This is a genomic window from uncultured Abiotrophia sp. (assembly GCF_963520105.1).
In the GTDB taxonomy this organism is placed as follows: Bacteria; Bacillota; Bacilli; order Lactobacillales; family Aerococcaceae; genus Abiotrophia.
The window spans coordinates 42656-55703 of record NZ_CAUQPN010000008.1 but is presented as its reverse complement, the minus strand read 5'-3'; the positions used below and the strand labels follow the sequence as shown (position 1 = coordinate 55703).

The 13048-nt window shown below is 39.1% G+C and carries 11 protein-coding genes; all 11 read left to right on the top strand.

The genetic code is table 11. The features are described from left to right. Nucleotides 1-9 precede the first annotated feature (9 nt). The 11 genes from RWO08_RS07970 (at nucleotide 10) to RWO08_RS07920 (ending at nucleotide 13047) form a co-directional block, all read left to right on the top strand. On the top strand, nucleotides 10-1329 hold the full coding sequence (locus RWO08_RS07970) for a restriction endonuclease PLD domain-containing protein (RefSeq protein ID WP_314211735.1): 1320 nt from the start codon (nucleotides 10-12) through the stop codon (nucleotides 1327-1329). 191 nt (nucleotides 1330-1520) lie between these two features. Further along, nucleotides 1521-4250, top strand: coding sequence for a Z1 domain-containing protein (locus RWO08_RS07965; RefSeq protein WP_314211734.1), 2730 nt, complete (start codon nucleotides 1521-1523; stop codon nucleotides 4248-4250). Beyond that, nucleotides 4237-6213: a hypothetical protein gene (locus tag RWO08_RS07960; RefSeq protein WP_314211733.1), complete on the top strand. Its 1977-nt coding sequence runs from the start codon at nucleotides 4237-4239 to the stop codon at nucleotides 6211-6213. The genes RWO08_RS07965 and RWO08_RS07960 overlap by 14 nt, the downstream gene beginning before the upstream one ends. 11 nt (nucleotides 6214-6224) lie before the next feature. Next, nucleotides 6225-7169, top strand: coding sequence for a hypothetical protein (locus tag RWO08_RS07955; protein WP_291454581.1), 945 nt, complete (start codon nucleotides 6225-6227; stop codon nucleotides 7167-7169). Then, nucleotides 7162-7860: a hypothetical protein gene (locus tag RWO08_RS07950; protein ID WP_314211732.1), complete on the top strand. Its 699-nt coding sequence runs from the start codon at nucleotides 7162-7164 to the stop codon at nucleotides 7858-7860. Before RWO08_RS07955 ends, RWO08_RS07950 begins: the two co-directional genes overlap by 8 nt. Further along, nucleotides 7861-8844, top strand: coding sequence for a phospholipase D family protein (locus tag RWO08_RS07945; protein ID WP_314211731.1), 984 nt, complete (start codon nucleotides 7861-7863; stop codon nucleotides 8842-8844). A 41-nt stretch (nucleotides 8845-8885) separates the two neighbouring features. After that, nucleotides 8886-10130 (top strand): DNA (cytosine-5-)-methyltransferase, encoded by a 1245-nt coding sequence (gene dcm / locus RWO08_RS07940; RefSeq protein WP_314211730.1) that lies wholly within the window; start codon nucleotides 8886-8888, stop codon nucleotides 10128-10130. A gap of 289 nt (nucleotides 10131-10419) precedes the next feature. Then, nucleotides 10420-11463 carry a hypothetical protein gene (locus tag RWO08_RS07935; RefSeq protein ID WP_314211729.1) on the top strand — a complete coding sequence of 348 codons (1044 nt, stop codon included), beginning with the start codon at nucleotides 10420-10422 and terminating at the stop codon, nucleotides 11461-11463. Between the two features lie 214 nt (nucleotides 11464-11677). Continuing rightward, nucleotides 11678-12082, top strand: a complete 405-nt coding sequence (locus RWO08_RS07930; protein ID WP_070755722.1) for a nuclear transport factor 2 family protein — start codon at nucleotides 11678-11680, stop codon at nucleotides 12080-12082. 99 nt (nucleotides 12083-12181) lie between these two features. Continuing rightward, the gene (locus RWO08_RS07925; RefSeq protein ID WP_268445227.1) at nucleotides 12182-12367 is read left to right on the top strand and encodes a transposon-encoded TnpW family protein; all 186 of its coding nucleotides are present in this window, start codon (nucleotides 12182-12184) and stop codon (nucleotides 12365-12367) included. Nucleotides 12368-12591: 224 nt separating this feature from the next. Continuing rightward, nucleotides 12592-13047, top strand: coding sequence for a hypothetical protein (locus RWO08_RS07920; RefSeq protein ID WP_314211728.1), 456 nt, complete (start codon nucleotides 12592-12594; stop codon nucleotides 13045-13047). Nucleotide 13048: the final 1 nt, after the last annotated feature.

Here is a 13048-nt window from a genome sequence, read left to right as displayed (position 1 = left end):
GTGGTGATTATGATGTCTGTGTGGGAAAGATACTCGAAGGAAGAACGCGAACAGTATATTAAGTTTTTGAAGGTTTATGGGGCCTTATCCAACCTTTTTCGCCAGAAGCATGGGGATGAAATCCCCTATTTAGATTCAAAGTTTCAAGAGACTATTTATGCACGAGTATTTAATAGCGAGAATGTCGATATTGGGAATACCCCCCATGATATTCTATCGATCTTTGGTCAAGAACGAATAGGGATAGGCCTTAAAACTTGGATGAAGTCTTCGCCATCTTTTCAGAAAGTAATGCAGCTCAAGAGCTATAAATCAGAAATTGATGAAGTATTAAAAGGGAGTGAACTTGAGGCTATTGCATATAAGATATCAGCCATTAAGAATCGACGTATGCAACAAGATTATATGCGCTTGGGTCTTAAAGAAGACAGCAATATCTATCACTATATCACACGAGACGCTGGAAGATTCCGGATACAAGAGTGCTCGTACCCACTAGTGGATTTAAATAACTTACAAGACTTCAGTCGAACTAGTACCTCTTTCCAGTGGTCAGATGGGATGAAAAAATATAAGTACACTTATGGGGATTCGCAGATCTTCCAATATTTTGATTCAGACACTCCTGATTCTTTAGTAGTGAATCAGTTTGATGTGAATATTATAGATGATCCGTTCGAATTCTTGCTAAATGCTTACTTAAGTCTTGTGGAAGAAACGCAAAGTGTATACCAGACATCTCAAGAAGAATATGTGGAAGCATACTTGCCTCTTTATTCCTATCGGGATAAGGAGGTTCCTGAGAAATCAGGTTTGAATATGTGGAATGCAGCGTCAAAAAATAAGGGCTCTGACCGTTTGAGACCGCTAAATGAAGTTTATATTCCTATTCCTAAAGAATTTCATAGAAAGTGCCCTGACTTCTTTGTTAAAGATATTTTTAGCTTTGAAGCTGATCAAGCAAAATATTCAAAAGACGACAAACCGATCTTGAGATTTCATATCGTGTTGCCAAATGGTAAGGTAATTCCTGGGCTAATAACTCAGCAAGGAATGAAGGCCTTCCAATCAGGTAGTCGGACAGAGCGCGACGAAAATGGAGTTCTATATGGGCAAAGTGCTTTAGGTCAGTGGCTATTAGTTGATGTATTAGGCCTAAGTGAGCGAAAACTAGTTACAAAAGAATGGCTAATGAAGCGAGGAACTGATTCTGTACGCTTGTGGCGTAAGAAGGATGATTACTCTACAATCTACATTGATTTTGCACCTGTAGGAGCTTTCGAAAGGTTTATGAAGGATATCCCACAGGATGTTGACGGAGTAGAGTGAAGATAGAATATGGTAGAAGTGGACATGGATGTGACTAACAACCATGTCCATTTTTTATTGGATTTATTCAAATATTCTAATCGAAATTTTATTTGAGAATATACAAAATAATAAGGCAAATCTATGTGAATAATGATATAATATTATCGGTTATGTGATTTTAATTACGAAATAAGATTGGGGGAGCACATATGGAAAATTATGATGATTTTAGCTATTCATTTGTTATTGAATGGATAAAGGCAAAGATGAGCGAACAAGTAGAAATGCAACATTTAATAGATGGAAGTTTTTTCACTAATGAGGGGATGAATAAGGCATTTGGTTTAAAGATGCTTAATAATATAGATGAAAAAATTTTTGATGATCTAGTTAAAAGGATCTACTCCTCAGAAAATGGACAAGAAGTCCAGTGCTTTACGAATAATAAGCGTATGAATGTAGAAATATCTCAGAATGAGGCTTCCTCATGGCAAAAATATTCTAAAGGATTGTTGAAACAAGGATGGTCGTATGAGACGGTTAAACAACTAGAGGAATCAGCGGTATCTATATTACAGAATATGACATTAGACTCACAGGAAGATGGGCCCACTAAGGGGTTAGTAGTTGGTAACGTTCAGTCTGGGAAAACAGCTAATATGGCTGGTGTAATGGCAATGGCTGCAGATCAGGGCTTTAATATATTTATTGTTCTAAGTGGTACTATTGAATCTTTAAGACAACAGACATCATTTCGCCTTTTTCACGATTTACATGTACCTGGGGGGGCTTTGGTGTGGAATCATATAGACAAGCCTTCTCCTCGTTCCTCCAACCCGGCATATGACATGAGTCGTTTTTCCTTAGAAGATGGTTCTCGCGAGCGCTATATGATGGTGTGTTTGAAAAATAAAGCGCGTTTAGAGTCTCTGAAAAGATGGTTATATGCTGATCAGAAGAAGATGAAGCAAATGAAGATTTTGATTATAGATGATGAGGCTGATCAAGCAAGTATTAATACCAATGACGTTGCATCAGATGAGTCACCAACTGTGATTAACCGGATCATAAAGAGCTTAGTACATCAAGATGGTATTAAGTCAATGAATTATGTTGCTTATACAGCTACTCCTTATGCAAATATTCTTAATGAAGTAGGGGAACACTCTTTATATCCCAAAGACTATATCATTGTCTTACCAAAATCGCCTGAATATATTGGGCCTAGTGAGATTTTTGGGACATCAGAGCCTGAACAAAACCCTAGTGTTGATATTGTACGACAAATCTCATCTGAAGATAGAAATAATGTAATCCGTCTATGCTCTGGTGAACAGGTCGCGTTTCCAAAGTCACTAAAGGAAGCGGTCAATTGGTTCATAATTAGCGTAGCAGCTTTGCGTAGTCTAAACTACCGTAAGCCAATTAGCATGTTGGTGCACACTAGCTTTAAAGTTGATGATCATAAGATTATAGCAGAAGCTATCGAAGCATATATGAAGAGTTTAAAAAATAACAGTGGTAGCGTAATTAAAGAGCTGAAAATCCAATACGAAAATGAGACACTAGACTTCAACAAAGAAATGTTTTTAGATGGGTTTCCTGATTATCCACACCCTGAAAACATCCCAGTTTATCCACGTTGGGAGAATATAAAAGGATGGGTCCAACGTATTTTACGGTATGATGACCAAGAGTATATTAGCCATATTAAGATTGATGATAATGGGGCTTTATCCTACCATAAGGGATTTCATTTGGCGATAGATAATAGTCGAGGCAATGCCAACAGACATAGCGACGAACATATTCGTTTAGTGTATCCTGATAAAGCAATGTCTCAAGCGCCAGCTTTTATTGTGGTAGGAGGCAATACACTAGCGCGTGGGCTTACGATCCAAGGTTTAGTATCTACTTACTTCTTACGACAAAGTCGAACTGCTGATACCCTGATGCAGATGGCTCGTTGGTTCGGTTACCGTAAAGGCTATGAGATATTCCCTAGAATATGGCTTGATACCGATACCCACATAAAATATCAATTTCTATCTCAAATGAATGAGGAATTGCGTGAGGAGATAGAGGTCTTAGCGAAAAATCGCCTAAAGCCGACTGACTATGGTGTGAGATTGAAGCAGTCGCCTAATTTAAGCCTAATTCGCTTAACAGCATCCAATCGAATGCAGCAAGCCATAAGTACAGAATTCAATTTTAATGGGTTCCGTCCACAAGTAGTTTACTATGATAATAATGTAGAGAAACTTAAAGCAAACTTCAGATTAACCGAAGAGTTCTTAAATTCATTAAGCGTTCCAGAAGTAACAGGAAAATACATGGTTTGGCGAGATGTTAGTTTTGTTGATGTTGCTAAGTACTTAAGTAAGTATTATGTGGTGCGAGAAAATAACACGTTTGATATGCTATCTTCATTGGTGGAATGGTGTGAAAAGAATCAACACAAATTAGAAAATTGGTCGGTGGTACTCTCCTCCAAGGGGCAAGTTGAGCCAGCAGATAGTAATAGTGATTGGGATATATACGGCTATGATCCGCATAGTGTGATCCGTACCAAGCACAAAGCTAGAAGCACAGACAAGATCTATTCTATCGGGACGCTAAGAAGTCCTAATGATTTGTTGGCAGATATACCGAATTGTGAATCTATAGAAAATAAGAAAAGTGAGACAGTTGCAATACGAGCAATTCGTAGAAAGCATCATTTTGATAATGTGCCACAGTTGCTCATTTATCGAATTGCAAAAGATGGCGTAACTCCGAATATGGGAGATAATCGGGAATCTCTTGGGTTAGACCATGATGCGATCGGTATTAGTATTTGGATTCCGGGCTCTAGTGAAAATACTTCTACAGTAGAGTATGTGAGTCCGAATGTAAGTAATTTTAGTGATGATGAGGAGAAAAATGATGTTAAGGATTAAATTGGCGCCTGAAGATCCTCAAAGTATGGCGCAAGACGGGTCTTCCATTCTTCGGTCTTTACAGAATAGAAGCTTACCCATGGTTGATTTACTAGTTCGTGAGTCTATACAGAACAGTTTAGATGCCTCGATTGACAGAAGTGCTAATGGATTCACCTATGTAGATTATCACGTTGGACAGTTTGAGTCTCAAGAACTAAGTAGATGGTTTGAAGCTGTTGGCCCCGAAATAGCAAGACGATTTCCTAGAACTCAACATTATTTATCCATTGAAGATAGTGGAACTACAGGTTTGACTGGGAGCTTCACATCTGAAGTACCTGAAGTATTAAATGAGTCTAACTTCCATAAGTTAGTCTTTGGTATAGGAAAGAACCAGGACGTTGAAGGTGCGGGTGGTAGTTGGGGTCTAGGTAAGACTAGCTATTTTCGTGTTGGGATAGGACTAGTTATTTACTACACACGCATTAAGCGAAAAAGTGGCTATCAAGAACGTCTTATTGCTTCATTGATAGAAGATAATAAGCAACCATATCGCTTATTGACGAAGAGTAATAGAGGGATCGCTTGGTGGGGCGTAGAAAGCGAAAATGGTAATCGAATATATCCTATCGTAGATCCCGAAACTATACAGGAATTTCTCTCGATTTTCAATCTGCGACGCTATAGTGGGGATGAAACAGGTACTAGTATTATAATTCCTTATCTCAAGAAAGAGTTTATTAATCATGAGACCAGCAATGATCCAATAAAAGAAAAGTGTGGTTGGCTAAACGAACTTTCAAGTGAGATAGAAGTTGCTGTTCAAAGATGGTACTATCCGCGTATAAATAACAAATCCTACAGTACTCACTTTAAGAGAGCTCAATTATTGTGTAGGGTAAATGATCGTCCGATTCTAAAAAGCACTATGCTTCCTGTTTTCCGTTTGATGCAAGATATCTATAATTCTGCATTAATAGGAAACAGTGTATCTGAAAAGATAATAGTCAAACCAGTTGCTATTCATCGTAAAGACTTAGCTAATACTACTGAAGAGATTGGATATGTAGCATTTATAGAAGCGAGTCGTGAAGAACTGAAGATGGGGCCACCAGATTATTATCAATCACCATTGGCATATTTTGGAAATTACTCCAAGGATAAAATTGAATCGCATAACTCTAGGGTACTTGCCTTTTCTCGAATGCCAGGTATGGTTGTGCGATATGCGATAGACGAATCGTGGGTTCCAACAGGTCCTATTCAAAGTGAAAAACATATGCTATTAGGCATGTTTGTTCCAAGGTCAGCTGTAAAATTGTCCCCTCTATATTATGAGCATGATAGTTTAGAGGAGTATTTAAGAGCTTCAGAGAATGCAGACCACGCAGATTGGGTTGACGGTGATAAGTTCACTTTAGTGAAGCGAATCATACGTAACTCTCGTAAGGCGATTCAAGAATATTTTGAGACGGAAACATCTAACAACAGTTTTTCTGCAACTAGCCGATTGGCTAAAAAGTATGGTACCTTACTTATGCCGCCAACTGGCTTTGGCAAGGGATCTAGCGCTAGCAAGGATCGCCCTTCAAGACCATCTGGTGATAGAAGAAACGGGCCAAAACATAAGGCTACGGTAAGCATTCTTGGAAGCAAGTTAGTAGGGGAAGACCAAGTTGAAATTGAAGTAGAAGTTGCGATCCCAATCAACAAGGAATGTCGCTTGAAGATTGCGGTAGTGAGTCAAGCAGGCAACCTTGACTATGCGTCTTGGCAAAAAGAAATTACTGATGTGCCATTTCCATTTAAATTCACTAAGCTTCGGTTCCAGGATGGTCGAAATGTAGCCTATAATTTTGCTATGAATCAGACGGCTGTTCACTTCCTTGCTGCTAATAAACCACAGACATATCATATGGTACTAGCAATGCGTAAGACATCTAATAAATTTATGCCAAACATTATTATAGAGAGTAAGTAGGGGGATCTTTAATGGCTAACATAATCAACCTATATAAGAAGATAGGGACTAAGGATTATAAGAAGATTGGTTTAGACGTGAAGGGTCCTTTCCTAAGTTATGACTATGAAGGAAAAGAAATTGCTATCGACACCACCAATTATGGTGAAATTGTAATTAGTGATATAGATTCTTCATGGGCTCCGGACTCCAATAACTTGAAAGTAAAGTTAGAGGTGAAGATTGATAAACCTAGCGACTTATTTGGTCCATTCGGGATTACCAATTTTATGAATACTATTGGCTTTGGCGTTCATGTGTTTTCAAATGAGGCTAAATTCCAATATTCAGAAAATGTAGGTTCTATCAAGTTGGATTCTGATCAGAAGAAATGGACTTTGATTAAAGAGTTTCCTCAAGGCTCACTAAGAGGAAAGGTACATTTCCATCTGTTTATGTACTTGGAAAAAGCGGTGAAAAAGTCACCTGATCAAGCTGAATTAGCAGGTATGATTCTCACAGAAAACAATCTGGCTGAATTTGTCATTTCAGTTGATGGAGAGGGATCTAGTTTCCCAATTGGCGAGTATGAAGAGGTAGGTGGCCCACTCTGGAAACTAGAGACATATTTTACAGAACCGGATACCGATATCTTCAACTACGACAATGTTCGAGTACTATTTAATACCAAGCATCCAGTATTCTTAAAAGTCAAAGAGGAAAAGCAAAAAGTCAGTCAATGTTTAATGCAGGAAGTGATGGTGGAGGCTATGGCTATGATCATCAATAAGGTATTATTTTCAGGAGATATCGACTATGAGCATCTCGACGAAGCTGCTCCAGGATCGGTGCTTGCAGCTGTACAATATTGGCTCGATACATTTTCAGTTGATCGCTCTGATGTCATTTCAGTCTTAAATAGTCTACGGGCGTCAATTTCGCAAATGAACTTGACTGGAGGAAACAAAGATGATTAATTGGGAACAATTAAACTACGATGTATCAAGTGCAGCAATAGATTATGAGCGCTTGTTCATCAATAAAGATGGAAGTCTATCTATCTCACCTAGTCCTGAATTTGTTTCATTAAGGGAGCGGTTGCTTGCAAAAAGAGACGAGATGTATGAGCGAGAAGGTTTTGATCAGTTTTATCGTATTCCAACTTACCTATACGATTTAAATTTTGGCCTTGCTTTGTATGAGGTATTAAATCCAAGAACGGGTTTTAATAATCGTGTAGCCACCAATGATGATGTATGGCGGTATTTATCAGTAAGAGTAGTTCCTGATATTGTTCGTGTACGTTGGCAAGGCAATGCTAATGAAGATCGTATTTTCCGGATGAATAGACGGATCTGGCTTAAGCAAATATGGTGGTATATCCATTTGTCTTGGGCTGGAAGTGTAGAGGCAACAAGGGAAAGGCTAGCTTCTAATACAACAGATACCATTATGAACCTAGTGGAACGGCCAGGGCTAGGTTATTATGTTGAATTATACAGAGAGATCATGAAGCAATACGCCTTGATAGAGGACTCTAGTCGGAACGGCTTTCGTTCAATCCTGAAGTTAAATACAGCATTACTTCCTGTCACTTATCCAGAATTAGCTGAAGGTGGCATCGAAGGATATGTTCAGTATCTTTTTGATTCAATCAAGGGGTCCTAGATGTTAATTAGTGACGAAATTTACGAAAATATTATTGAAGGATACATAGAAAAAGTAGAAACTATACGAGTAATCACTGGCTATAGTTCCACGAAATTCATTGAGCGTGTAGCTAATATCCTTGGTGGACGTAACTTAGAAGTTTATATAGGCATGGCGACTCGCGGGATTCCCAAAGAAGATCATGTGGGCTATTTAGCCTTAATGTCCACTTACCCCAATATAAAAATTTTTTACCAAGTAAAGGAACCTTGTACACATATTAAGTTAATCGAATTTATATCTAGTCATTCTGAGGGTAGCCATGTATTTATTGGTTCGGCTAATTTTTCCGAGGCCGGATACCTTGCTCAGAGAGAGCTGATGATAAAGTCTGTTGAAAATGTAAATGAGCTATTTTTGGAGCAAGCAAGTCTGTCAATGCTCGCGAATGATATAGGAGTTCTAGCTAATGTCCCTATTGTAGGGAGAGAAGTAGATTCCATCGTTGAGTCGAATTCTGAAGAACTCCCACTAGATATAGTTTTGGATAAAGAAGAAAGTATAGCTAATGATGGGGACAGTCCAAAAGTTATAATTACTAGACACGTGGGATACAATCCGCGGAATAGGATAGATAGGTATTATAATGAATTTGAGATCCCATTGTATCTATTGAGTGACTTAGATAGTACACATATAAGCGGGGAAATTATCTTCCCACCTAGGTTTAACCAGCTTTATAAATTTCCAGAAGAAAAATCATTCAGACTATATTTTGGTGATATCAACAATCCTAATGTGATAGAAGCAAGGTTAGCGGGACAATTCGGGAAAAAACTATGTATTCCTGAGAGGGCTTTGCTAGAATTGTTAGGATATTTAGATCGGAGATTGGCCAATTTAGATAAGGTTACTGTTGGAAACCTGCGCAACATAGATAAGAGACATTTAAAAATTGAGAGATTTAACGAGATAGACTATTATATCTTTAAACTCATTTAGAAGTATGATAGAATATCTCATGTTTGGAAGGAGTGAAGGACATGCTCAGAATGATTGAGACATTCAGTGGGATTGGGAGCCAAACACAAGCCCTAAAAAATATTGGCCTCGACCACAAGGTAGTAGCAATCTCTGAGTGGGACGTTAATGCTATGTATGCCTACGATATTCTACACAACGGCAAGCAAGATTTGTCCGCGTTCCGACACTATACGAAGCAAGATCTAATTGACGAACTCAAAGAATACACATTATCCATGGATGGTAAGAACCCGATGAGTGAGCGAGCGATTTCCTCCTTATCAATCTTGCATCTTAAGGCTATTTTGTGCTCAATTCGCAACAACAACAACTTAGTTGATATTACTAAGATTCATGCGCAAGACTTGCCTGAAGCTGATATATTAACTTATTCATTTCCCTGTCAAGATTTATCAATAAGCGGCTATTGGCATAATAGAGATTCCGGAGGGATTGACCGTGATGCCAATAATAAATCTACTTTATTATGGCAAGTAGAGCGTATTCTTAAAGAATATGTAGCATGTGAACGAGATTTACCGCCATTTTTATTAATGGAGAATGTAAGTAATATATTGTCGCCACGCCACATCGACAACTTCTTAGAATGGCAAGCTTTCTTAAGTTCCTTGGGTTATATCAATCAAGTCTACACTTTAGATGCAAGAAATTTTGGAGTGCCGCAATCTCGAATTAGAACCTACATGATTAGTGTTCTTGCAACGGATGCTGGAAAGCGAAGAGAGATAGAAGACTACTTTGTAGTCAATTCACTAGAACATATTATTTGCCCAGAGGCACAAAGAAAGTCTTTGGCGGATTACCTAAAGGTAGATTATAGTAACGACGTTTATCGCGCTGAAGCGATAGAGAGTACACCAGAATTAACACCTTCACGAGAAAAGATCTTTGCTGAGAACCTCATTTTAGCAGAAGGTAATCAAGTCTTTGAGAATTTAAGTGCCCGTACAGTCACAACTAAGCAAGATAGGAATCCTAATTCAGGGGTTATCGCGTATGGTTCAGCGGTTCTGACGGAAAAGAACCCTAAATATCGTAACCTGACCCCAAGAGAGTGCTTCTTATTAATGGGTTTTTCTGAGGAGCAGTTTGATCGCTTAACTCAAGAGAATATTACTGTAGGTAGAGATAGGACCATTCTAACCGTTACCAAGCTAGTTAAGATGGCTGGAAATAGTATTGTGGTTCAAGTCTTAGAAGCAATCTTCCGGCAAATTCGAGACTTACATGAGAACTATCTCTAGTATTAACTGATTTCTACTGATTTATAAAACAAGCCCAGTGCAATTGACTTGCGCTGGGCTTTTCTATTTATTGGGGTAGGCATCGGACTGTTTCTGATCCAGTCCATAGATAGTCAGAACAATGGACTGGCTCAGGCAGAAAAGCATTTAGCCTTTTAAAATCTCTAAATAATCCGTTTACCTTCTATACTAATATTTGCTATAATTAGGTTAGTGATTTTCCACCAAGGGGCTAGGGAAGCTAGAGATAGAGGTGCTATCCCAGTCGCCTGAATAAAGGGGTGTTCCAATGACAAGACAACTTTCTGACAAAGATAGAAAGATTCGCGAGGATTTCTGGCAAGCCATAAGAGGCTTTAAATTCACTCACCATGTCACGCTTATCTTTCGTCTGACTATGCTGATTATCTACCTCTTTTTCTGGTGGATACCTGATTTACTTTTGGAGTATAGACCGGGATATGGAATATGGCTTTGGGTGGTGCTACCGGCTTTAATCGGCTTAGGTATGTCTCTCTTCGGACGCTTCCGCTACCAGTCGGGTGCTTATGTTGCCCTTATGGTCTGGGATTTAGTCAATATTGCCTTGATTATTGCTATGATATTTAATAGGAATGGTCGACATGGTTATGGTGAGGGTGGATTAGGTTTTGCTCTTCTTATCTATGCCGCACTCTTGGAAGCTGGATTAGTTATAGGCGCTTGTTTATCTATTTTATCTATGCTGCTGCTAGTCATGTCCCTTAAAAAAGTTCGTCGCACTGCATTGGAAGTCTGGGAGTCGGAACGGTCCGCAATAGAAGATAGCCCAAGCGATTCTCTCTATCTTCTGATTCAAGGATTGGAAGTGTCGCCTAATCTAGAAGACAAGCGACGCCATCAGCGACTAGTCTATAAATCCTTCTATATGCTGACAAAATATCTGCTTCTCCTTGGTCTGATAGTCTTCAGTGCCATACAAGCTCTCGCGAAAATCAAAGATTTTAAAGCGATGCCCTTGGTGTTTTTCGCACTAGTCTTCACTGCACAGTTAGTTTTGTTATCAGAGCACTTTGGACGTAAGTCAGCCGCGATATTGGTGGGCGTTGTCGTATCAGATGCCCTCTATGCCTTACACCTTTTTGTTCATTTTGTGTTTAGTTGGATGAACTTTGTTTATGTAAAGTCACAGAATACCGAGAGACTAATGTTTTATTTCAAATTCCTTTTTCCAGCCATCCTACTGGGCCTAGGTCTGCTATCGCTTACTTTCTCTTGGCTCTGGTGGCGTTCCTATCGCAAGTCCCAGCAGGATATTGCCGCGACTGAGGAAGACAAGGCGTTAGAAAGTTAGACGCCAAACAGGAAGGTGCTCAGGTGATGCGTTCATAGGGGCGCCTAGAGTTATAGAGGTGACAGGGACTGTCGCTGGCTACCCCAGACCCGTCCTCATTTCAACCAAAGGAGTAATATCATGACCAATCAATTTTCTTCAATTCAAGAGCAAGGGTGCATATGATTTATCTAAAAATGGATTTATAAGTCCGAGCATTAGGAGCGTGATAAATATGAAAAACCGAGAGAAGATCATTAGCTTATGGTTTGATATGTGGCTCAAACAACAAGATCTAGGAATAGACGATATATTTGCGGAAGATGTTGTTTATACTGAAAGTTGGTGTCCTAAATATGAAAATCGAGCAACTGTAAAGCATTGGTTTAATGAGTGGAATACAAGAGGAAAAGTGCTTGCGTGGGATATAAAGCAGTTTTTCCATAGTGAACATCAAACAGTTGTTGAATGGTACTTCAAAAGTAAGATGAATGATGGAAGAATAGAAGGATTTGATGGTATATCGTTGGTTGAGTGGACAAAGGAGAATAAAATCAAGAAACTAAAAGAATTTGGCTGCAACATCAATCATTATAATCCATATGAAAATAGTGAGAAACCTCAATTTAGAGATGATTGAGCTTCTTGGTTTTAGAACTAATTTCAAAATATTGGTAAGAGCGATTAGAAAATAAAAAATCTAATCGCTTTTTTTATTTCAACGAGGAAAGGAGAATTTATGGAAGAACTGAAAAACACAGATAAAAAAGGCATTAGCACAAAGAGAAAGATTGGAAAGACCACCTATGAAGTTGTTGTCCATTTCGATGAAAATGCAACTGAAACAATGCAAGATAAACTTACAAGAATAATGCTGAGGGAGCTTAGGAGAAAATCGAATGAAAAAAAAGATGATTTTGATTAAAAAGTCCTTGACAAGTGGCAATAGGTGTAACTAGCTCAAGCGACTTCATCGTAGACGGTGACGGCATCGCGGCGGATGCCAGAGCAACTTCTCGCTTAATAAAGCACCTCTCCATTTACCTCTTGTGCTAAGATTTGCTATAATCAGATTAGTAATTACTTAAGCGGTGTTAGCGGTAAGGATTTTAGAGTACACCCTAGCCACCTTAACAAAGGAGTAATATCATGACCGACCAATTTTCTTCCATTCAAGAGCAAGGGCGCAAGCAACGTGCGCGCTATAAGTCCTTCTACCTACTCACAAGAATCCTACTGCTTGCTGGACTCGCTTTGCTGAGATTCCTACAGATGCAGGCTTCGATTAAGCCTACCAGCCTCAATTCAATCCTAGTCTTCGTAGTATATTTCGCCATTCAAGTCGTCCTATTATCAGAGCGCTTTGCTCACAAGTCGCAAGGGCTAATCATTGCCGTGCTCATTCTGGAAGTCCTCTATGTCATTCATCTATTGGCGCATGTGATTTTTGACTGGCTAAATTCCGCCCTAGTCAGAAGCGCCAACTTCCAGGCTGACCTACTAGTGCCACAAGTCGTCCTACCGACCTTATTTTGCTTGATAGGCTTATTCTCCCTAGTCCTAGTCTGGCGTTGGTGGCGCTCCTTCCGCAAGTCCCAAGCCTAGC